Raw genomic sequence first — 21,233 nt, 5'->3', positions numbered from 1 at the left:
GATGTATCGAATGGTGGTTGCAGATGATGAATATATCGTGGTTGAGGGGATCAAAGCGATTCTGGAACGGCAGAAGCTGCAGTGCGAGGTGGTGGGATATGCCTACAATGGAATCGACGCTCTTGACGTCATACAGGAGCAGAAGCCGGACATTGTCATTACAGATATCAGGATGCCCGGGTTGGACGGGCTTTCCCTGATCGAAAGCTGCAAGGAATTTCTGCCGGAAGCCAGTTATGTGGTGATCAGCGGTTATACAGAATTTGAATATGCCAGGCGGGCCATTACCCTGGGCGTGGTGAATTATATTGATAAGCCGGTTACCATACAGAAAATTGAGGAAGTACTGCAGGAAGTGGAAAAAAGGAGCAATCCGCCCCAATATGCATATAACCGGATCATACGTGAGACAGACCGTGTTGTGGATATGGTGCTTATTGGAAAAGCGGAAGGGCTGGAAGAAGGAATGGAAGGAATCTTACGGGTGATGAGAGAGACGGTCCCTGATTTTGAGCAGTATAAACAGGAGATATATAAGATCATGTCCATGCTGGTCCAGATTTTTAAGGAAACAAACCCGGATGCTGTCTGCCAGATTACGCATCATGATGTGGAAAAACTCCATGGGGAGGAGGAATGCAGGCTGTATTGCCTGTCCCTCATCCGTAAGATGAGCGAGCTTTTTCTTGGAAAAAAGGTGGGAAGCAGTCACCGTGTCATTCAGAAGCTTCTGCAGTTTATCGATGAGAAATATGCGGATAACATCGGCTTAAATGAGCTGGCCATGCTGGTAAACATGAATCCGGCTTATTTAAGCATTTTATTCCGCAATGAAGTGGGCATGAGCTATGTTAAATATTTGACGGACCTAAGGATTAAAAAAGCAAAAGAGCTTCTGGATGAGGGCATGAAGGTGATGGACGTCAGTGAAAAGGTGGGATATTATAATTACCGGTATTTTTGTGAGATATTCAAGAAATATCAGGGTATAACGCCGAATGAATATAAGGGGCATACCAGAAGAAGGGATTAAATGCACAATAATAAAATAGCAAATTATAATTATTATATAAAAAGTGTACAAAAACAAAGAAATGACTGACTAGTATATGCGGAAGTTCCTTGTTAAAATGTATCTATCAAACAAGAAACTATGAAACATGTGGGAGGTAGAAAATGAAGAGAAAAGTTTTAGCAGGAATCCTGGCTGCAGCCATGATGACAACCTTATTGACCGGCTGCGGAAACAAACAGGCATCCGATGGCGGCGGACAGGCTGGGGCAGAAACGGAATCCGCAGCAAAAACGGAATCCGCAGCGGGAACAGAACCTGCTGCAGGGGCGGATTCAGTAAAACCCAGCGCAGCGGAAGACCCCAAGCTTACAAAGAATATGAAAATTTTATCGATCTGGGCGGAAGACAATGATAATGGCGTGCTGATCAAGGCTCTCTGTGAGAAATACCAGAAAGAGGTAAATCCTAACTTCACATGGGATTATGAAGTGGTGTCTTCCGATAACCTAAGACAGAAAGTGGCTACGCTGGTTGCTTCCAATGATCTGCCGGATATGTTCGTGTACGAATCAGGAAAACCGATCGTAGATCTGATCGAAGCAGGGAAGCTGGTAAATGTTTCAAAGGTGCTGAAGGATTTTAACTGTGAAGACTCATTGAATCCATCGGCAGTCTCTCTTTTGAAAAGTTTATCAGGAACGGATGATATTTATGATCTGCCTCTTGGAATGAATGTGGAAGGATTCTGGTATAACAAGGCTTTATTCGAACAGGCAGGCTGCCAGGTTCCGAAAACATGGGATGAGTTCGAGTCTGTGCTTGCAAAGCTGAAGGATGCGGGAATCCAGCCGATTGCATGCGGTGCGGCAGATAAATGGGGAGCAACCCGTCTTTTAAATTCTTATCTTGTGAGAATTGCCGGACCTGAGGCCATGGCAAAAGCAGACGAAGGAATTTCAAAATATACGGATGAAGATTATGTGAAAGCCGCCCAGAAAATGCAGGATTGGGCAAATGCAGGGTATTTTGGTGAAGGTGTCAATACCGTAGACATGAACACCGCGGGCTCCATGCTCATGACCGGACAGGCAGCCGTATTCTATAACGGTTCATGGTTTACAAGCAATTTAAATGATGCTTCCCAGAATTTGACCGGAGAAGATGGAATCGGATTCTTCAACGTGCCGGTTGTAGATCCTTACGTCAGCGATGAAGGCAGTTATTCTATGAACTGCGGCAATATCCTTTCCTTCAGCCAGAAGAATTATGATGAGGCAACCGGATGGTTTATAAAATATTTCGCAGAAAATATGGGTGATCTGGCCATGGAGCTGCAGGGGAGCGTAAAAGGATATAATTATACGGTTTCTGCAGAAGGTGCCAGTGGTTATACACAAATGGTCCTTGATACCATCAACAGTGCGGAAAGTGCTTTTACATGGTTTGAAGCAACCATGGGCAATGAAGTTCAGAATGTGGCAAAAGACGGAATCCAGACCTTGTTAACCGGTGAATTATCGGCAGAGGATTACATGAAGTCCATTCAGGAAGCCTGGGATATGAGCCAGTAGTAAGAATTTAACTTCTATAAGTCTGATGGACTGTTAAGCCGTAAGATGAGATGCGGGGTGCTGTGAAGTTCTGAAAAGGAATCCAGCACCCCGTTTTTTAACCGAATCCAGCAGCGAAGCGGATTGCTAAGATCTGCTTGATATGCGGGAGCGTCAAATGGAAAGGGATTGGAGGTTTTTCTATGAAAAAGGTATTGGAAAATAAAACGGCAATTGCAATTTTCGTATTACCTGCATTTATCGTCTATTCTGTCATAGTCATTCTGCCGGTAATATGGTCTTTGTATTATTCGTTTTATTCTGGATCTCCGGGGCTGAAATGGGAGTTCTGCGGGTTTGACAACTTCCTGCGTCTGTTCGGAGACAGCAATTTTAAAGCGTCTTTGGCTGTCAATTTGAAATACATATCCATTGTTATGCTTGGTCAGGTGGGAATGGGGCTTTTATTGGCTCTGCTGTTTTATTTCTGGCTGAAACGTTATAAGAATGTGATCCGTACTCTGGTATTTTTTCCGGTTGTGCTGCCCACGGTGGCAGTAGGCCAGCTGTTCCAGAAAATTTACGAGATACAGCCAAATTATGGACTGTTAAACAGCCTTTTAGATACCTTGGGACTGACCGGTCTGGTACAGCCCTGGATCGGCCAGGCTTCTACGGCCCTGGGTAGCTTATGCGTGATGGATATCTGGGTGGCCATGGGATTTTATGCCGTTATCTTCTATGGGGCGCTTTTGGATATTCCGGGAGACGTAATCGAAGCGGCAAAAATTGACGGAGCAGGCGGCCTGCAGCTGTTTCGTCATATTCTGGCCCCTTTGCTGCATGCAATGATCATCACCTGCCTGATCTTCAGTTTTTCAGGAACGGTGAAAATGTTTGAATCCGCGACCGCACTGACTAACGGAGGACCGGGAGCGGCCACAAGATCTCTGTCCATGTATATGTATAATGTTTCATTCACCTATAACAAGGTGGGATACGGAAGTGTGGTTGCGCTGTTCATATTCATGCTGTGCGTGCTTGGATCGTCCATCATCCGCAAGTTTGATGTAAAAGAATAGGAGGAAGGTCGAACATGAAAAAAGGATTTAAATCAATTGCAATTAAATTAGTCATTATTTGTCTTGTGGTAATCGAAGTATATCCGCTGTTCTGGATGCTGACCGCTTCCTTAAAACAGCAGAGCGAGTGGACAAGCAAGCCGGCATATGCGTTAAACTCGGGCTTCTATATCCAGAATTACATAGAGGCGTGGACAAGAGGAAATATGGACATTTTTTTTAAAAACAGCTTCATATGTACGGTGGTTTCCTTATTCTTTATTGTACTGTTTACGGTAACTGTCAGTTTTGCGGTGACAAAGATGAGATGGAAGCTTAAGGGATTCGTTGGAAAATATTTTGAATTTGGCATCATGATTCCGGTGGCAACTGCCCTGATTCCGTTATTCCAGATCTATTCCGGCATGGGTCTTTTAAACAGCAGGCTCTGCCTGATCATTACATACACAGCTTTCGGCTTGTCTCTGTCGACTCTGCTGACTACCGGTTATCTCCGGTCGTTTCCGGATGAGATTATGGAAGCGGCGGTGATTGATGGATGCGGAATCTACAAATTAATGTGGTATGTGGTTGTACCGCTGATGAAGAATGCCATTGTTACAGTTTTAGTATTGCAGTTCTTCTTTAAATGGAATGATCTGATTTTTTCCATGACATTTATCAGTGACCAAAAGCTGAAGACGGTTCAAACCGGTCTTCTGTATTTTCAGAATGAATTTGGAGCGAAAAACTGGGGAGCGATTTTTGCTTCCGTGTCTATGTGTGTGATCCCTATGCTGATCTTATATATGATTCTGAATAAAAGGGTAATTGAAGGGATGACAGCAGGAGCGGTGAAAGGATAAGCGGGATGATAGATCAGGAAAGCATGCGTTATGCGCAGGAGATAAAAGATTATGTGACAGGACATGTGAAAGGGCTTTTAAAAGAGCCTCATGCATTTATCCACCATCCCTTTATTGATCCGGGCAGTGTCTATGACGGAAATGTATGGGACTGGGATACCTACTGGTCGGTTTACGGATTATTCGGTATCATGGATTCTTTTTCTGAGGAGCTGCAGGAAAAGATTCTGGTCCATGCCAGAGGAAATGTGAGGAATTTTATGGATCATCAGCTGGAGGATGGCTATATTCCCATGATGATCGAGGTTGACCGGTGGCCGGAGCCCTATTTAAACATAAAGCATAAGGAAGGCGTGCTGATGAACATGCATAAGCCGTTTCTTTGCCAGCAGATGCGTCTGATCAGTGAATTCCAGGGTGACTATACCTGGACGAGGGAGTATTTAGACGGACTGAAAGCATATTTTGACTGCTATTACCGAAATTATTTCATGGAAGAAAAAGGGCTGTTTGTCTGGTGCGATGACATTATGATAGGAATGGACAATGATCCCGCTTCCTTCGGACGTCCGAAATTTTCCACAGCAAATATATATCTGAATTCATTTATGGTTCTGGAAATGCAGGCATACGGGTGTGTTCTGAAAAATGCCGGAATAAGCGGTGAGGCCCTGGAGTGGGAGAACCGGGCGAAAGCCCTGATACAGACCATACAGGAGGAGTGCTGGGATAAAAGGGACCGGTTCTTCTATTCTGTGGACGTGGATATCAGGACCAGAAAATTTGACTGGTTCCATGAAGGCCTTGGGGTGTTCTGGAAGACCCTTCCCATTAAAATAAGGGTATGGTCCGGATTTATTCCCATGTATGCCGGTTTTGCAACAGAGGAACAGGCGGAGAGCCTGGTCAGTCATTATCATGATGAGAATACATTTCACAGCAGTTTTGGAATCGCCACTTTAGCCAAGGATGAGAAGATGTTTAATCTTGAAGCGACCAATAATCCCTCCAATTGGCTTGGCCCCGTGTGGCTGGTAGCCAATTATGTGGTGTTTCAGGCCATGCTCTCTTATGGATACCGGGAAGAGGCAGAAGAAATCTGCCGTAATTCTTTAAAGCTTCTGGGCATGGATCTGGAAAAGACGGGATGTATGCATGAATATTACAATCCGATTAACGGAGAACCGGTGGTAAACGGTGGGTTTATAAACTGGAACCTCCTGGCGCTGAACATGTTGGCTGACTTGGAAAAGGAGAAAGAGCATGGATAAAAAACCCTGGGAGAGCGGGATACTGAGGGTGCATGAAAACAAACGGTATTTTACCAATGGGGACACGCCTTTTTTCTGGCTGGCCGATACCGCCTGGCTCATGTTTCAACGGCTGACCTTGGAGGAGACATACCGGTATTTGAGAAACCGAAAGGAAAAAGGATATAATGTGATTTTGGCAGACTTTCTGCATGCGGCAGACCAAAGGAATCTGGCGGGAGATACGGCGCTGATGGATGGGGACTTCTCCAAAATCAACACTTACGGAACCTTTTGGAGCCATATTGACCGGGTAATGGAAATGGCAGGAGAGCTGGGATTATATCTGGGAATTCTGCCGGTATGGGGAAGTAATATTGTAAAAGACGGATCCTTAAATATGGGGAACCTAAAGAGCTTCATGAAATTCGTGCTGGACCGTTATCACCACTGCCCAAATCTGATCTGGATCGTGGGCGGCGATGTGAGAGGCGATGTCAATCATGAGCTTTTCTGTACCATGGGAAAAATGATGAAAAAAGATGAGCCAGACCGTCTGGTTACTTATCATCCCTTCGGCAGAACGGATTCCTCCCAATGGTTCCACAAAGAAGCGTGGCTGGATTTTAATCTGTTCCAGTCAGGACACAGAAGATATGACCAGGATCAGTTAGGATCATGGGATGACAACCGGCCGTCAGAAACCTGTTTTGGTGAAGATTGCTGGCGTTATGTGGAAGGCGACTATGCCAGGCTGCCTGTGAAACCTGTTCTGGACGGTGAGCCTTCTTATGAATGGATTCTGCAGGGACTTCATGATAAGGCCCAACCTTATTGGCAGGCTGCAGATGTCAGGCGTTATGCCTACTGGGATGTGTTTGCCGGGGCAGCAGGCCATACTTACGGGCATAATGCGGTGATGCAGTTTCAACGTGATTTATCGGAAGACGGCAGCTTTGGCGTAAACTTTTTATGGGAAGACGGCTTGCATCATTCCGGAAGCTCACAAATGAAGCATTTAAAAGATTTAATGGAGTCGGTCGGCTTCGTTCACGGGAAACCGCAGCAGCAGCTGCTCCGGTCCGAACAGGGAGAAAAGTACGGTCGGATCAGTGTGTTTGCCGGAGAAGACTTTTTGATGGCTTATTCTTATACGGGAAGGGAAATAAAGCTGTCCCTGGAAGATTATAAGGAAAAACGGATGATGGTATTCTGGTTTTGTCCGGCGACAGGAGTGAAGAGCTATATTAAGACCGTAAGCGGGCAGTCTGAAATTACGGAAACGCCGCCTGCCAGGGATGAGACAAAGGATATTGTGCTGCTGTTACAGGAAGAAAAAGATATGCATGGAGAAGTAGACGGATGGAAAAAAGAATAAGCAGTGAGATATTACAGTCATACCCCTGTTACGATAAGAGGAAGGTGGATGATCTGCTGGCAGCAGAAGCCGACGCTGATACCAGGAAAATTGTTGTTTTGGATGATGATCCAACAGGGATACAAACAGTCCATGGTGTATCCGTTTACACGGACTGGTCTCTGGAAAGCATAGGTCGTGGTTTTGAAGAAAAGAATAAATTATTTTTCATTCTGACCAATTCAAGGGGATTTACGGTAGAACAGACGGCAAAGGCCCATTGGGAAATTGGAAAGCGAGTAGACCGGACTGCAAAAGAGATGGGGCTGGAATATCTGATTGTAAGCCGCGGGGATTCCACTCTGCGCGGTCATTATCCATTGGAGACCGGAGTATTGAAGGAGGTTTTAGAAGAGCAGAACCCGTGGAAGGTGGACGGAGAAATTTTGTGTCCTTTTTTTGCAGAAGGAGGACGCTTTACCATTGATAATGTCCATTATGTTAAATATGGGTCTGAACTGGTTCCGGCCGGAGAAACGGAATTTGCCAGGGATAAGACGTTTGGATATCAGTCCTCCAACCTCTCCGAATATATCGAAGAGAAGACGGAGGGAAGGTTTCGGTCGGATTCCGTTGTCTGCATTTCATTGGAAGATTTAAGGGGAATGAAACTTGATAAAATCACAGAGCAGCTGCTTGCTGTAAAGGGTTTTCAGAAAATCATTGTGAATGCGGTGGATGAATATGATATTAAGGTTTTCTGCATTGCTTTTTACCGGGCCATGGGAAAGGGAAAGCATTACATTTTCCGTACGGCTGCGGCTTTTGTAAAGGCGTTTGGCAATATCAGCGACAAACCCCTTCTTACCAGAGATGAGATGATAACTGCGGCCGGAAGGGCGGCAGGAATTGTGGTGATTGGCTCTCATACGGAGAAAACCACCATGCAGCTGGAAGAATTAAAAAAGACGGATGGTCTTCAGTTTATTGAAATGGATTCTGATCTGGTGCTGGTGGCTGGAAGGCTGGAACGGGAGGCAGAACGGATACGGTCTGTGTGTGAAAATGCGGTCCGTGAAGGGAGAACCGTTGTCGTTTATACAAAGCGCCGCCTGCTTTCCATAGAAAATGATACAAAGGAAGCTGCGCTGCTTCGTTCGTTAAAGATATCGGAAGCGGTAATGTCCCTGGTTGAGAAGCTGGAAGTGACACCGGGATTTATCGTAGCAAAAGGCGGAATTACTTCCAGTGACATTGGAACCAAAGCTCTCCGGGTGAAATGTGCCCAGGTTCTGGGGCAGATCCGTCCGGGAGTTCCGGTATGGCGTATCGGAGAAGAAAGTAAATTTCCCCAATTACCATATGTTATTTTCCCGGGGAATGTGGGAGAGGTGACTACGCTCCGGGAGGCGGTAGAGCTGTTAATGATATAATAGAAAGGATTCATTATGAAAATTGGTTTGATTTATACCAGCACTACGCCGGAGCTGGTTGAAATTGTGGAAAAAGAAGTCATGGGACAGTTGGGCAGCGAAGCGGAGCTGATAAGCTTTCAGGACCCCACCATTCTGGCGGAGGTGAGAAAAGACGGTTATGTTACAGCGGCACCTGCAGCAAGGCTGATAGGGATGTATATGAAGGCAGTGGAGCAGGGAGCGGATGCAATTCTGAACCTATGCTCTTCCGTAGGCGAGGTTGCCGACTGCGTGCAGGATGCCGCCGGATATCTGGGAGTGCCCATAGTGAGAGTGGATGAAGAGATGTGCAGGGAAGCGGTCAGACTGGGCAGGAAAATCGCAGTGATGGCAACACTTCCTACCACACTGGAGCCTACCAAAAGAACTGTTTTACGGGTTGCAAGAGAAATGGGAAAGCATGTGGAGATGATAGAGGTGCTGGTAGATGGTGCTTTTGGTCTGGACCAGGAGCAGTTTAAGGTTTTGATGGCAGAGCATGCCGGAAAGGCAGCGAAAGAGGCGGATGTGATCCTGTTTGCCCAGGGCTCCATGGCGTATTGTGAAAGCTATATTGCTGACATGAATGGGAAAACCGTGCTTTCCAGCCCGGGATTTGGAGCAAAGGCACTGAAGGCAGCCCTTATTTCAAAAGGAACCTTATAACAAATGGCCCTATAACAAAGAAACAGGAGAGCTGTATGAAAAAAATAGTGATATCCGTTGCACCGGTGGCAGCGGATGATACTTTGATCGATCCCAGGAAGATCGCAGCGGATGTCATTGCCTGCAGCAGGGCAGGAGCCGGGATGGTGCATCTGCATGTAAGGGATGGGAATGGACGGCTGACACCGGATTTAACCCTGTTGGAGGAAACGGTCCGGTATATCCGTTCGGAATGCGATATTGTCATCCAGGTATCTACGGGAGGGGTATCGGATTTAACTATAAAAGAGCGCTGCACACCCGTATATGCGGACTGGGTGGAAGCTAACTCCCTGAATGTAGGCTCTGTGAATTTGGGAGATCAGGTTTATATCAATCCTATTAAAGATGTTTATTATTGCGTGGAGCAGATTCTTAATAATCATAAAACTCCGGAGATAGAAGTTTTTGAGATCGGCATGATTAAAACGGCAAAGGATTTGTCCATGAAGTATGAATTTGCAGACCCAATTCTGTTCAGCATTGTGCTGGGACATATGGGAGCGGCTCCGGCCACGGACCGTACCTTAAAGTCCATGCTGGTAGCATTGGATGAATTTTTTCCGGAGAAAGAGAAGATCCTGTGGGGAATTACCCATGCCCATCGGACAGATTTCCAGATTATAAAAACTGCGCTCGATCTGGGGGCCTCCACGGTGCGGATCGGATTTGAAGACAGCAGGTTTTTAAGCCGGGAAACCATAGCTGACACGAATCTTCAGTTGGTAGAGGCGGCAGTAGGTATTGTGAGAGAGAAGGAAATGCTGCCTGCCTCCCCTGATGAAATCAGGGCCATGCTGAATATTCGATCTCTTTAACAACAGGTCTGAGAAGCGGAGTTTGTGGGAGTAGTGGTATACGTTCCCTGATTTTAAAATTATAAGTACTTAATCATCTAACACGTGCTTTACTTTGGTTCCTTTGCTTTCCCCTGACGGGTATACGGTATTGACCGGAACAGGAATCCAACCGGTGGCAGGTGTATCACCGGATACTACTTTTTTATTTGTCATGAGTTTGCTGGCTCTTCTTGCAAATATCGGAGTATTTGCTTATATGATTCACAGAATACATAAGACGAAGAAAAATCCGTATTCCGGAGAATTATATACGGATCATAAGAAGTATCAGGAGATTAAGGCTTTGGCGGAGTAAATTTAACCGCATCAAGTAGGGTCGCGGATTGCGAATATTCGATTGACTGTATAAATGGACTGTTGTGAAATCTGAAATGCTCTCTTCTAGGTTGACAAGTGAAATAATAAAAGCTTGTCACTTAGGAGGGAGCATATTTTTGTGCATGTAGATAATTATACTCACTAAGGCAGGTGCTTTACATATTATAAGATAATTGATATGTTACTACATTACCACTAAATGAAAGGAGTTGTCTTAAACATGTTTCCTAATCTCCAGGAAATTCATCAATTCCCCTATCACGATGATAGGTTTATGCCTTATGATTATTATAATTCCCCTTATTCTGAAGGACGATGGCTTAGGAGCAATGGTGCCCTCGAATCGGATGAAAGATATCGTTTAACAGCACAGCAACGGCTTACTTTCGTACTTGTGCATGGCTCTTGGGCTGATGCTCACTTCTGGGATGGCGTAGCGACAGTGCTGTGTAGTCAAGGGCATACAGTATTTACGCCAGAATACGCAGGCCATGGCAAGGATTCGAATAAAGATGTTACTCATGAGATGATAACAAAGTCAGTCGTTGATTTTATAACAAAATGTAACCTGCGTAACTTCGTTCTGGTTGGGCACAGCTTCGGTGGAAGTGTCATCCAAAAGGTTGCAGAACAGGTACCAGATCGCATTAAGCGCCTCATATTCTGGGATGCATTCGTATTGAAAGATGGAGAGTCGGTTGCCGACGAGTTACCCCCCCAAACGCGACAGGGTTTCGAGCAACTCAGAGCTGAATCAAAGGATGATACGATTATGCTTCCATTTCCACTATTTCGAGATTTGTTTGTCAATACGGCCACCTTAGAAGAAGCCGGATGGCTGTATGCCCGCGTCACTCCGGAACCGGCCGGACCGCTTTTCGAAAAGCTGAACCTTAAAGCATTCTATGGGTTGTCTATATCCAAAAGCTATGTGTACTTTTTCCAAGATAATGCATTGCCGCAAGGTGAGGGCTACGGCTGGAATCCACACATGTCGACACGGCTTGGCCAGTTCCGCCTTATTGTCGGCGACGGGGACCACTTTACGGATACTCTCACAAGGCCGAACATGGTTGCGTGGAAGCTTTACGAGGCGGGGCGGGACTGATGTGATTAGGATATTACTACAAGCTTGCTGGAAAAATTGAAAGAGCCTGGGGGTGCTGATATAATAGAAATAAAATCAAATAGAAGAAAGGGAGTAGAAATATGAAAAAGCTTAAAATAACACTTGCCTGTGCTGGCGGTATTTCAAGCAGTATGTTGTGCAAGAAAATTATCACAGCATCAGAAAAGAAAGGCTATGCAGGTACAGAGTGCGAAGCCTATTCTGTTCATAGCTTGCAGTCGGCAGCACCGGGGAGTGATGTAATTTTGCTTGGGCCTCAGGTAGGATATATGAAGGAAACGATAGTGAAAAAATACCCGGATATTCCTGTTGAGGTTATTTATATGAAAGACTATGGGATGATGAACGGTGAAAAAATATTTAATGATATGGCAGAAAAGTTTGGTTGGTAAATTTGAATATAAAATGTTTAAAATTTATTGACTTGATGGATAATTGTGCTATAATCTAATTGTTAAACAATTATATTAATAAACTTATGAGCTTTAATAGTACATTGAATTCTGGAGGTCATATGAAGAAAGAAATAAAGATACTAGCACCCTGTGGAATCCTTGGTTACGGATATCCCAAGTCCTCTTTTCTAAAAGGAATGTCTTATAAACCGGATGCGATTGTTGTTGATGCGGGAAGTACGGATGCAGGACCGCATAAATTAGGTGCCGGAGTAGCGATTGTAAGTGAAAAAGCATGTAAAAAAGACTTGGAAATCATGATTATGGAGGGGGCAAAAGCTGGGATTCCGGTAATCATCGGGTCAGCCGGAGGAAGCGGGGGAAGAGTTCATGTTGAATGGACCTGGAATATTATAAAAGAAATTCTTAAGGAACAAGCATTGCAATCACAAAAAGTAGCAATCATATGGGCGGATATTCCTAAAGAAGTGATAAAAGAAAAATTACATAATGGCGAAGTACAGCCGTTGGGTCTTTCTGTAAAGGAATTGACGGAAGAACGATTGGAATTAACCAATGGTATTGTGGCTCAGATGGGGCATGAACCGATTGTAAAAGCATTAGAATCGGAAGCTGATATCATAATCTGCGGAAGGGCTTATGACCCATCTCCCTTTGCGGCAGTAGCCGTGTATCACGGATTTCCGCTGAGCTATGGATATCATGCTGGTAAGATTCTTGAATGTGCAGCCCTTTGTGCCGTACCGGGAACTACGAAAGATTGCATGCTTGGAACCATAACAGAGGAAGGATTTATGATTACACCATTATCTGATGAAAGAATTTGCACTCCTCTTTCCGTGGCAGCACATACATTCTATGAAAAAGATCATCCATATATCCTCCATGGTCCGGGAATAACCCTTAATTTAAAAGATTGTGAATTTAAACAGGTTGATGAAAAGAGCGTATTTGTAACCGGAAGCAGAATTGAACAATCAAATCCTTATTGTATTAAATTAGAAGGAGCCATGAAAGTTGCCTACAGAACCTTTGTGGTAGCTGGTGTAAGAGATTCTCTTATGATATCACGGTTAGAGGAAATAGAGAGACTTGCAGAAGAACAGGTTAGAACTTATTATTCGGATATACCGGAGGAAGATTATACGATTCACTTTATTAATTATGGAATGAATGGTGTAATGGGAGAGTTGGAACCTTCGAAAGAATTACCCCATGAAGTCGGAATCGTTTTTGAAGTAATTGCAAAGTCCCAGGAACTTGCCGATGCAGTATGCGGTTCGCTCCGATCCAGTTTACTTCATTATGGTTATATCGGAAGAAAATCAACTGCCGGAAATCTGGCTTTCCCATTTGCGCCAAGTGATATTCCATTTGGTGCAGTATATGAATTTTCCGTTTACCACTTAATGGAAGTGGAAGATAGTTGTCAGATGTTTCCCATTGAATACCCTGATATGTAATGGAAAGGAGGAGAGAAAAATGGCGGAATGCAGTTTATATGATTGTGCGAAAGTAATACGTTCAAAGAACAGTGGACCTTTTGAGATTACTCTGGATGTACTTTTTGATGATCCGGTAATATATCAAAAAATAAAAGACAGTAATATTATTAATAAAACTACGATTTGTAATCTATACCAGTTGACGGAGGATAAAATCACACAAATTGTATTTTATGATAAGGCGTTGGGGTTTAAAATTACATTTGCGAGAAAAATATCATCAGGTACTTGTTACGATACCGATGTTTATGGGGCACAACAACATGCACCTTTAAGCGAATTAATAGTTAGCATTTAGAAAAGGAGTGTACGGGTGATGGCAAAACGAAAAGCTGGGGGGGCACAATCAAAGTTAAAACGCATCTGGCGGGATAGGGTTTTATATCTTACCCTACTGCCCACTTTCATATATTTCTTTGTATTCCATGTTGTTCCGATCATTGGTATGAAATTGGCCTTTTATGATTACCGGATAAAGGGTGACAATGTATTTGTGGGATTTACATATTTTAAAAAATTATTTTCGACTCCGGTATTTTTACAGATACTGGAAAACACTTTGATTATCAGTGCGATGAAGATATTCTTGTTTTTTCCGCTGCCTATCTTGTTTGCAATTATGTTAAATGAATTCAAGGCAGGTCCTTTTCGAAAGGGTGTACAGGTAATCTCTTATCTGCCGCATTTCCTTTCCTGGGTTGTAATTGCGGGAATATGGTTTGAATTTTTATCCCCTTCTACCGGGATTTTAAACAGCGTTTTGACCAATTTTGGTTTTGATAAAGTAAATTTATTAACAAGCAAAAGTTCAATAAGATGGGTTCTGCTGGCATCAGAATCGTGGAGATCTATTGGGTGGGATTCCATTGTATATCTGACGGCAATTATGGGGATAGACCCAACTCTTTATGAAGCTGCAAAAATAGATGGGGCTAACCGCTTTCAGATTGTTGGAAGTATTGTACTGCCGGCTTTGGCTGTAACAATGGTTACCGTTTTAATTCTGAATATCGGTTTCTTTATGAATGCAGGTCTGGATCAGGTGCTGAACTTTACGAATGCTGCGGTTAATTCTAAGATTGATATCATAGACACCTATGTTTATCGGATTGGTCTGCAAAATTCCCAGTATTCCTTAGCAACAGCAGCGAATTTATTTAAAGGTGTAATAGGTACACTCTTAATTGTTACTACCCATCTGTTTTCGAAAAAGTTGACTGGTAAGGGTGCATGGTAGGAGGAAAAGTATGAAAAGAAGTAAGAAAATATCAATAGGTAAACTTCTATGTGGCTTTATTATGATACTTTTAGCTTTATGTATGTTAGTTCCATTATTGAATATCCTGGCAAGATCTCTTTCACAACCGGATTTAGTTCATGGCCTGAAAGGATATGATATACTGCCCAAAGGATTTTCTACGGTGAATTATCAGGTTATTTTAGGACAGCCTATTGTAATCAGAAGTATACTGAACTCATTATTTATTACGGTTGCCGGTGTGTTTTTAAATATTATATTGACTTCCAGTGCGGCTTATGTATTAACAAGGCCTGGTCTTGTTGGTAAAAAGGTCTTTATGTATTTCTTTATTATTATGATGATATTTGAGCCGGGTATTGTACAGGAATATTTTTTGATGAAAAATATTCATTTATTGGATAATCTGTTTTCCATGGTTATTTACAGAGGTGTAAATGTCTATTATCTAATTATATTAATGAGATTTATGGAAGAGGTTCCGGCTTCTATTCAAGAAGCTGCAAGAATTGATGGAGCTGGGCATTATAACATCTTATTTAAGATCATGATTCCTTTATGCAAAATCCCATTAATTACGGTAGGAATGTTTTATGCGGTGTTCCGCTGGAATGAATTTTTTAAATCCAGTATCTTTTTAACCAGCAAAAATCACACTGTTTTACAGGTGCTTTTAAGACAATTTGTTGTTAATTCAGATTCACAGGTAATTGTCGGTGCATCCAATATTTTAGCTAATAATAATATTGCACAACTGGATAACGCTTCCTTAAAAGCTGCAACCATTGTAGTGGCTGTTGTACCTATTTTATTATTATATCCAATTATTCTTAAATACTATACCAATGGTGTTATGTCAGGAGGTGTGAAGGAGTAGATAATCGTTTGCTTCGCGGGAAGGCATAGAAAAAATTATATAAATTATATGGAGGGCATGCAATGAAAAAAACAATTTCATATTTATTAGTTATGGGAATGGCAATACTGTCTCTGGCTGGCTGCGGAAAAAAGATTGATTCCGGTTCCAATGTACAGAGCACTCAGGATAGCACGAATGATTCATCATCTGTAACAATTAAGGCAGTAATAAAGGATATGTCAGCAGATGATGAAGTTTCCGTAAAATTTCTGGAGGCAGTAAGCAGCGGTGTATCAAAAGAGCTTGGCCGGGAAGTACATATTGAACTGGCGCCGATCTCTGATGGAACTTATTCAGAAAGTATGAGTCTATTGCTTCAAAGCGGTGAAATTCCGGATCTGATGTATTTCCAGGGCGGCGATTATCAATTTGCCATTACCCAGGAAATTTTGGAAGACTTGACCCAATATGTCGATAATTCAACGAATATTAAAGCTTTAATGCAGCCATATAACAAGGAAAGATTAGCGAACTATCCATATCTTTTATGGTTATCACCGGATAGAATAAAGGTTCCGGTTGTGAGACAAGACTGGTTTGACGCAGCAAAATCAAGTAAAACACTTTTGGACAATCCATCTACTGACAATTATAAAGCATTCTTTCAGGAATTAAAAGAGAACAACAATCTAAAAGCTGCATATACTGTCCCCGGAGATATAGCCGAGCTGGATACCGTATTTAATCTGGCCTTTGGGGTTAAGGCAACCTGGATAAAAGAAGGTGATAAATATGTTTACAGTAAAGTGACAAATGCAGAAAAAGAAAAATTGGCATTTTATGCAGGGCTTTATAAAGAGGGCTTATTGGATAATGAATGGTTAACAAAGAAATGGGACACAAAAGAAAGTGCCTTTTATAATGGCGAAGTTGGAGTTGTAAGCGGAACCCAAGGCAGTGTCGTTAATGTTTACAATAATAAGATGGTTACACAAAATGGTGAAAATGCAAAGTTAGTTATTCTTCCGCCGGCAAAAGGTGAAGCGCAAGGATATACTCCAGGTGATGTCAGTAAGGAATCCCGCGGCTGGGCGATCAGCAAATATTCGGATAATAAGGATGTTGCTTTTGCAGTCTTAGAGTATATGGCCGGTAAGGAAGGTCAGCTTCTTGATAAATTGGGTTACGAAGGTGAAGAATACAATATAGAGAATAATGAAATTGTATTAACAGATAAAATATCGGAATGGTGGCCTCGTTTCCATGAAACAATTGCGAACTTTGATGCGCCTATATCAAGTAAGACTCCGTATTTTAGCGAAGCAGCCCTAAAATCTTTAGATATGGTCAATACCTATTCTTCTTTTGACAATGCATTTGTTATACCGGATGAATATGCAACAAACTGGGATGCAAGTCAGGCACTTTACATAGAATTTGCAGCGGATGTAATAAGCGGTAACCGTTCCATTGATGAATTCGATCAATTTGTTGCAGATTGGAATGCATTAGGCGGAGCAGAAATTACTGAATACGCGAACACGATACTGAAATAATCAAAGGAAGAAAGGAACGTATGATGTTAACAAGAGAATATCTGATTAAAAATAAAGAAGTTACACTGGATAAAGCAATCGGTTCACTATGTGGTTTAGCGATCGGTGACTCCTTCGGTGATGCTGCAAGAAGCCCGGAAAACCAAAGAGATTATGGAATAACTACAGATTTTAATAAAGGTTCTTCCTGGAGTACGGATGATACGGAATTTGCCCTTTTGACGGCTGAAACTATGATTGAAGCCGGTGGTGACTTTACTTCAGAAGATGTAGTAAATATGTGGTTAAGACATGTGGCAACAGAAGATGAGCTGAAACGTGGCGGTGTCAGCGAAGTGGAAGCATGCAATAATCTGCGGAGGGGCATGCGACCGCCGGAATCAGGAAGATTCAATGCTTACTATTTAAGCGATGGAGCTGCTATGAGAAGCGGTCCAATTGGTATCCTATGCGCAGGTGATCCGGAAAGAGCAGCCAGACTGGCGGAAATTGATGCCAGCGTAAGCCATCATATGGATGGTGTCTGGGGAGCACAGTCCGTTGCCGTTGCAGTATCCCTGGCAATGGTTGATGCTGACATGGACGAAATATTAGATGCTGTTTTAAAAACAGCACCGGAAGAGTCCTGGTTTAAGGAAACATTATTACGTGCCTTTCAGATCGTAGATGATGCAAAAGGTGATATTGCAGATGCCTGGATGCCATTGCATTATGAATTATTCTCTACACACCGTTCTACGGTGGCGGAAGCGTTACCGGAAGTATTTGGATGCTTGAAATTAGAACATAGCAGTTTTAAGTCAGGTTTGATTCTCGCCGGCAATTTCGGACGGGATGCAGATACCATTGGAGCTGTGGCCGGAGCCGTTCTTGGAGCGAAATACGGTGCAAAAGGTATACCGGAGAAGTGGCTGCAAAAAACCAGATATCCATCCGGAACCTGTTTAAGCTTTACAAAAGGAATTGATATCTTTGACCGCGCAGCCAAATTAGCAGCCTTAATTAAATAATATCATATGGCCTGTCTGTCTGATTGACAGACAGGTCATAGTTATCAAAGGAGAATGAGAATATGATACCTGATAAATATTTGGAAAAGGTATATTCCGGATTTTTGGGGATGAATATTGGTATCCGTTTAGGGGCTCCTGTAGAGCCGACGATATGGACTTATGAACGTATTTTAAATACATACGGTGAAATCACGGATTATGTAAAAGACTTTAAAAACTTTGCTGCAGATGATGATGTGAATGGGCCGGTTTATTTTCTTCGGGCTTTATATGACGATGCAAAAGACGGTAATTTAAAACCCCAGGATGTTGCCAGGGCATGGCTGAATTATGCCCGTGAGGGTGTTGGCATGTTCTGGTGGGGCGGCTATGGCATCAGTACGGAGCATACTGCTTACTTAAACTTAAAGCATGGTATTCCTGCACCGCAATCCGGGTCTGTGAATCAAAATGGTCAATTGCTTGCAGAACAGATTGGAGGCCAGATATTTATTGATACCTGGGGACTGGTAAATCCATGCCAGCCGGACAAAGCCGCCGAATTCGGGCAGAGTGCCGCCAGTGTATCCCATGACGGAGAAGGAATTTATGGTGCCCGTTTCTTCTGTGCATGCATAGCCCATGCCTTCCGATGCCAGGATATCCATGAAATTATTCATGTAGGGCTATCACAAATCCCTGACCATAGCTTATATGCAAAGGTTGTAAATGCAGTGCTTGATTTTCACAAGGAAAATGATAATTGGCGGGATTGTTATAACATGCTGTTACGTGATTGGGGGTATGATAAATATGGCGGTGTCTGCCATATTATACCGAACGCAGGTGTATGTGCATTATCCATGGTATATGGGAATGGAGATTTTGCAAAGACAGTAGAAATTGCGACCATGTGCGGCTGGGATACAGACTGTAATGCAGGCAACGTAGGAACCGTGCTGGGTGTTATGTGCGGGATCGAAGGACTGCCGGAAAAGTATCGCAAGCCAATGAATGATGGCATTATTCTATCTGGAATTTCCGGTTATTTGAATAATCTGGATGTACCTACTTACGCGAAAGAGGTTGCTCTGCTGGGTTACAGACTGGCCGGGGAAGAAGCCCCGGTCTCCCTTCTTGATAGTATAAAAGAAGGAGAAGTTCATTTTGATTTTGAACTGCCGGGATCTACCCATAATATGCGGTTATCAAATTCATTTTATTGTACTGCAAGCCATTCCACCGATGTAGCATATAAAGGAAACGGTTCGCTAAAGATATTAGTCGATCGGATGACACGCGGAAATCAGTGTAAGCTGTACTATAAACCTTTTTACCGCCGGGATGAATTTTCTGATGAACGTTATATGCCAGTATTTACACCTACGGTATATCCGGGCCAGACAGTATCTATGAAGCTTTATCTGGATCAATGGAATGGCTGGGAAACACTTGGGATAGCGCCTTATGTTCGTTCCATGAGCGATAAGAAAGAGCATTTACAGGGATATATTAAATTAGTGCAGGGGGAATGGATTGACGTGACCTTTGCGATACCGGAGGTAGACGGGGATTTAATTGATGAAGTAGGTATTGTAATCGAAGGCTATTCCATTGCAAAAGCCAAAACCCTGGGATTTTTATACTTAGATGAATTTTCTATTACAGGTAAAAGCAAGTATACTGTTAAAATCGCAAAGCAGCGAAATGAATTTGGTACAATCACCCCATTTTCTGTTGATCATGGAGCCTGGGGGAAAGACGGAAATGCGCTGTCTCTAATGAGGTGTGAACCAGCCTTTGCCTATGCCGGTAATTATTTTTCAAAAGATGTAAGGGTGGCAGCGCCGGTTACTCCCATCAATGGGGAAAGCCACTTATTACAAATCCGTGCCCAAGGTGCAATGCGTGGATATATTGCCGGATTTTCAGAAGAAGGTAAAGCAGCAATTTATAAAAATGATTTTGGTTATAAAAAAATGATAGAAACTGATTTTGCCTGGAAACATGGAACTACTTATAAACTGACTCTGGAAGCAGTTGGTGATATGATTACCTTGTCCATAGATGATGAGAAAATATTAGAGATGAAAGATGACAGCTTCCGGTACGGTATGTTTGGCTGTGGTTCCATTGGCATGGGGAGAACATTATTCGGTGATTTTGAAATTATGGAGATTTAGTGGCCAGTTCCACTCCGGGCAAGATAGAGGTCGACGCAATTCGTTGACTTATCTATTAATTCAGGTATAATTAATGTGTCAGACCTTTTAAATGTTAAGTTAGAGATGAAGCGAGGTATCAATATGGGTTTTGCTCCAATTGAGAATGAAAGACTATCAGATAAAGTTGTACGGGTTATAATGGAACAGATAAAAGACGGTACTTTAAAACCTGGAGATAAATTACCAAATGAACTTGATTTGGCTGATGAATTCTGCGTAAGCAGAGGAATTCTAAGAGAAGCCCTGACGATATTACAAGCAAGAAATTATATCTGTAGAAAGCCGAAAGAGGGTACATTTGTTAATCCGAACATTTCAGAAATTTTGAATGTTTCTGCTGGAATTACACTAAAAGAAGGTACTTATAGCGATTTAATTGAAATGCGTATTTGCTTAGAACAAAGGACCGTGGAGAAAATCATTGAAACTGCATCGGATGAAGAGATTGTAGAATTATATGATTTGATTTCAGAAACAGACAAGAAAAAAGGAGCGCGTTCCATCGATCACTATTTTCACTATCGTCTTGCAGAGCTTTCCCATAATGCGATATTTATGAACTTTATTGATTCCTATTATGATATCATTGATGAGGTTGTTACCCATACAACTAAGAATACAAACCGCAGACAGGAGATATATAAAGAGCATTGTGAAATAATTCAAGCTCTTAAGGAAAGAGATAAAGAAAAGGCAAAAGCAGCAGTGGTAAGCCATCTTGAAAATGTATTACAAAATATTAAAAATGATTGAGAGTAAAATTCTGCTGCAAAAAATTAACGGGAGTCTTTCAAAGATTGTGTAAACCTCCAAGCTGATGAAAGGTAGAATTAGTGGCCTAAGATACAAAAAGTATA

Annotated in this window: 21 protein-coding genes; 20 read left to right on the top strand and 1 reads right to left on the bottom strand. The window is 42.6% G+C overall.

From position 1 onward, the window contains the following. Position 1: 1 nt before the first annotated feature. From AC27IJ_RS08270 to AC27IJ_RS08230, 9 genes are all read left to right on the top strand, one after another. Entirely contained in the window at positions 2 to 1,033 is a 1,032-nt protein-coding gene (locus tag AC27IJ_RS08270; protein ID WP_312442405.1) for a response regulator transcription factor, read from the top strand. Between the two features lie 143 nt (positions 1,034 to 1,176). After that, positions 1,177 to 2,586 (top strand): ABC transporter substrate-binding protein, encoded by a 1,410-nt coding sequence (locus AC27IJ_RS08265; RefSeq protein WP_312442407.1) that lies wholly within the window; start codon positions 1,177 to 1,179, stop codon positions 2,584 to 2,586. 182 nt (positions 2,587 to 2,768) lie between these two features. Then, positions 2,769 to 3,647 (top strand): carbohydrate ABC transporter permease, encoded by an 879-nt coding sequence (locus AC27IJ_RS08260; protein ID WP_312442408.1) that lies wholly within the window; start codon positions 2,769 to 2,771, stop codon positions 3,645 to 3,647. A gap of 14 nt (positions 3,648 to 3,661) precedes the next feature. Next, on the top strand, positions 3,662 to 4,492 hold the full coding sequence (locus AC27IJ_RS08255) for a carbohydrate ABC transporter permease (RefSeq protein ID WP_051835017.1): 831 nt from the start codon (positions 3,662 to 3,664) through the stop codon (positions 4,490 to 4,492). A 5-nt stretch (positions 4,493 to 4,497) separates the two neighbouring features. Continuing rightward, the gene (locus AC27IJ_RS08250) at positions 4,498 to 5,763 is read left to right on the top strand and encodes an MGH1-like glycoside hydrolase domain-containing protein (RefSeq protein ID WP_312501399.1); all 1,266 of its coding nucleotides are present in this window, start codon (positions 4,498 to 4,500) and stop codon (positions 5,761 to 5,763) included. Continuing rightward, complete coding sequence (locus tag AC27IJ_RS08245) at positions 5,756 to 7,120, top strand: glycoside hydrolase family 140 protein (RefSeq protein WP_487148331.1); 1,365 nt, start codon at positions 5,756 to 5,758, stop codon at positions 7,118 to 7,120. The genes AC27IJ_RS08250 and AC27IJ_RS08245 overlap by 8 nt, the downstream gene beginning before the upstream one ends. Beyond that, positions 7,105 to 8,532, top strand: coding sequence for a four-carbon acid sugar kinase family protein (locus AC27IJ_RS08240; RefSeq protein ID WP_487148329.1), 1,428 nt, complete (start codon positions 7,105 to 7,107; stop codon positions 8,530 to 8,532). The genes AC27IJ_RS08245 and AC27IJ_RS08240 overlap by 16 nt, the downstream gene beginning before the upstream one ends. A gap of 15 nt (positions 8,533 to 8,547) precedes the next feature. Beyond that, a complete protein-coding gene (locus AC27IJ_RS08235) occupies positions 8,548 to 9,219 on the top strand; it encodes an aspartate/glutamate racemase family protein (protein WP_312442412.1) in 672 nt (223 codons plus the stop codon). 35 nt (positions 9,220 to 9,254) lie between these two features. Beyond that, positions 9,255 to 10,076: a beta-keto acid cleavage family enzyme gene (locus AC27IJ_RS08230; RefSeq protein WP_313259874.1), complete on the top strand. Its 822-nt coding sequence runs from the start codon at positions 9,255 to 9,257 to the stop codon at positions 10,074 to 10,076. A 69-nt stretch (positions 10,077 to 10,145) separates the two neighbouring features. Here the strand turns inward: AC27IJ_RS08230 and AC27IJ_RS08225 are convergent, their stop codons facing one another. After that, the gene (locus tag AC27IJ_RS08225) at positions 10,146 to 10,271 is read right to left on the bottom strand and encodes a hypothetical protein (RefSeq protein WP_313259872.1); all 126 of its coding nucleotides are present in this window, start codon (positions 10,269 to 10,271) and stop codon (positions 10,146 to 10,148) included. Here AC27IJ_RS08225 and AC27IJ_RS08220 point away from each other — a divergent pair. From AC27IJ_RS08220 to AC27IJ_RS08170, 11 genes are all read left to right on the top strand, one after another. Next, on the top strand, positions 10,270 to 10,413 hold the full coding sequence (locus tag AC27IJ_RS08220) for a DUF5692 family protein (protein WP_313259871.1): 144 nt from the start codon (positions 10,270 to 10,272) through the stop codon (positions 10,411 to 10,413). The two genes, AC27IJ_RS08225 and AC27IJ_RS08220, sit on opposite strands and share 2 nt — an antisense overlap. Before the next feature lie 243 nt (positions 10,414 to 10,656). Then, a complete protein-coding gene (locus tag AC27IJ_RS08215; protein WP_312442923.1) occupies positions 10,657 to 11,544 on the top strand; it encodes an alpha/beta fold hydrolase in 888 nt (295 codons plus the stop codon). A 101-nt stretch (positions 11,545 to 11,645) separates the two neighbouring features. After that, the gene (locus AC27IJ_RS08210; RefSeq protein WP_487148326.1) at positions 11,646 to 11,957 is read left to right on the top strand and encodes a PTS sugar transporter subunit IIB; all 312 of its coding nucleotides are present in this window, start codon (positions 11,646 to 11,648) and stop codon (positions 11,955 to 11,957) included. Positions 11,958 to 12,079: 122 nt separating this feature from the next. Then, a complete protein-coding gene (locus tag AC27IJ_RS08205; protein WP_312501389.1) occupies positions 12,080 to 13,444 on the top strand; it encodes an acyclic terpene utilization AtuA family protein in 1,365 nt (454 codons plus the stop codon). A gap of 19 nt (positions 13,445 to 13,463) precedes the next feature. Then, positions 13,464 to 13,784, top strand: a complete 321-nt coding sequence (locus AC27IJ_RS08200; protein WP_312442926.1) for a DUF4387 domain-containing protein — start codon at positions 13,464 to 13,466, stop codon at positions 13,782 to 13,784. 18 nt (positions 13,785 to 13,802) lie between these two features. Beyond that, positions 13,803 to 14,723 carry an ABC transporter permease gene (locus AC27IJ_RS08195; protein WP_312501387.1) on the top strand — a complete coding sequence of 307 codons (921 nt, stop codon included), beginning with the start codon at positions 13,803 to 13,805 and terminating at the stop codon, positions 14,721 to 14,723. A 10-nt stretch (positions 14,724 to 14,733) separates the two neighbouring features. Next, positions 14,734 to 15,621 carry a carbohydrate ABC transporter permease gene (locus tag AC27IJ_RS08190; protein WP_312442928.1) on the top strand — a complete coding sequence of 296 codons (888 nt, stop codon included), beginning with the start codon at positions 14,734 to 14,736 and terminating at the stop codon, positions 15,619 to 15,621. Between the two features lie 62 nt (positions 15,622 to 15,683). Then, positions 15,684 to 17,159, top strand: a complete 1,476-nt coding sequence (locus AC27IJ_RS08185; RefSeq protein ID WP_313259864.1) for an extracellular solute-binding protein — start codon at positions 15,684 to 15,686, stop codon at positions 17,157 to 17,159. Positions 17,160 to 17,179: 20 nt separating this feature from the next. Then, entirely contained in the window at positions 17,180 to 18,169 is a 990-nt protein-coding gene (locus tag AC27IJ_RS08180) for an ADP-ribosylglycohydrolase family protein (protein ID WP_312501385.1), read from the top strand. 62 nt (positions 18,170 to 18,231) lie between these two features. Further along, entirely contained in the window at positions 18,232 to 20,334 is a 2,103-nt protein-coding gene (locus tag AC27IJ_RS08175) for an ADP-ribosylglycohydrolase family protein (protein WP_487148321.1), read from the top strand. A gap of 123 nt (positions 20,335 to 20,457) precedes the next feature. Beyond that, positions 20,458 to 21,129, top strand: coding sequence for a FadR/GntR family transcriptional regulator (locus AC27IJ_RS08170; protein ID WP_313152567.1), 672 nt, complete (start codon positions 20,458 to 20,460; stop codon positions 21,127 to 21,129). The last annotated feature ends 104 nt before the right edge of the window (positions 21,130 to 21,233 follow it).

This window comes from Lacrimispora sp. YZC11, assembly GCF_057543815.1.
Note: the sequence above shows the minus strand (reverse complement) of the source record. Positions and strands in the feature narration are given on the sequence as shown.

Excerpts from the sequence above, each read along its gene's own strand:
- AC27IJ_RS08270 (WP_312442405.1), top strand. The coding sequence starts at position 2 with ATGTATCGAATGGTGGTTGCAGATGATGAATATATCGTGGTTGAGGGG.
- AC27IJ_RS08265 (WP_312442407.1), top strand. The coding sequence starts at position 1,177 with ATGAAGAGAAAAGTTTTAGCAGGAATCCTGGCTGCAGCCATGATGACA.
- AC27IJ_RS08260 (WP_312442408.1), top strand. The coding sequence starts at position 2,769 with ATGAAAAAGGTATTGGAAAATAAAACGGCAATTGCAATTTTCGTATTA.
- AC27IJ_RS08255 (WP_051835017.1), top strand. The coding sequence starts at position 3,662 with ATGAAAAAAGGATTTAAATCAATTGCAATTAAATTAGTCATTATTTGT.
- AC27IJ_RS08250 (WP_312501399.1), top strand. The coding sequence starts at position 4,498 with ATGATAGATCAGGAAAGCATGCGTTATGCGCAGGAGATAAAAGATTAT.
- AC27IJ_RS08245 (WP_487148331.1), top strand. The coding sequence starts at position 5,756 with ATGGATAAAAAACCCTGGGAGAGCGGGATACTGAGGGTGCATGAAAAC.
- AC27IJ_RS08240 (WP_487148329.1), top strand. The coding sequence starts at position 7,105 with ATGGAAAAAAGAATAAGCAGTGAGATATTACAGTCATACCCCTGTTAC.
- AC27IJ_RS08235 (WP_312442412.1), top strand. The coding sequence starts at position 8,548 with ATGAAAATTGGTTTGATTTATACCAGCACTACGCCGGAGCTGGTTGAA.
- AC27IJ_RS08230 (WP_313259874.1), top strand. The coding sequence starts at position 9,255 with ATGAAAAAAATAGTGATATCCGTTGCACCGGTGGCAGCGGATGATACT.
- AC27IJ_RS08220 (WP_313259871.1), top strand. The coding sequence starts at position 10,270 with ATGAGTTTGCTGGCTCTTCTTGCAAATATCGGAGTATTTGCTTATATG.
- AC27IJ_RS08225 (WP_313259872.1), bottom strand. The coding sequence starts at position 10,271 with ATGACAAATAAAAAAGTAGTATCCGGTGATACACCTGCCACCGGTTGG.
- AC27IJ_RS08215 (WP_312442923.1), top strand. The coding sequence starts at position 10,657 with ATGTTTCCTAATCTCCAGGAAATTCATCAATTCCCCTATCACGATGAT.
- AC27IJ_RS08210 (WP_487148326.1), top strand. The coding sequence starts at position 11,646 with ATGAAAAAGCTTAAAATAACACTTGCCTGTGCTGGCGGTATTTCAAGC.
- AC27IJ_RS08205 (WP_312501389.1), top strand. The coding sequence starts at position 12,080 with ATGAAGAAAGAAATAAAGATACTAGCACCCTGTGGAATCCTTGGTTAC.
- AC27IJ_RS08200 (WP_312442926.1), top strand. The coding sequence starts at position 13,464 with ATGGCGGAATGCAGTTTATATGATTGTGCGAAAGTAATACGTTCAAAG.
- AC27IJ_RS08195 (WP_312501387.1), top strand. The coding sequence starts at position 13,803 with ATGGCAAAACGAAAAGCTGGGGGGGCACAATCAAAGTTAAAACGCATC.
- AC27IJ_RS08190 (WP_312442928.1), top strand. The coding sequence starts at position 14,734 with ATGAAAAGAAGTAAGAAAATATCAATAGGTAAACTTCTATGTGGCTTT.
- AC27IJ_RS08185 (WP_313259864.1), top strand. The coding sequence starts at position 15,684 with ATGAAAAAAACAATTTCATATTTATTAGTTATGGGAATGGCAATACTG.
- AC27IJ_RS08180 (WP_312501385.1), top strand. The coding sequence starts at position 17,180 with ATGATGTTAACAAGAGAATATCTGATTAAAAATAAAGAAGTTACACTG.
- AC27IJ_RS08175 (WP_487148321.1), top strand. The coding sequence starts at position 18,232 with ATGATACCTGATAAATATTTGGAAAAGGTATATTCCGGATTTTTGGGG.
- AC27IJ_RS08170 (WP_313152567.1), top strand. The coding sequence starts at position 20,458 with ATGGGTTTTGCTCCAATTGAGAATGAAAGACTATCAGATAAAGTTGTA.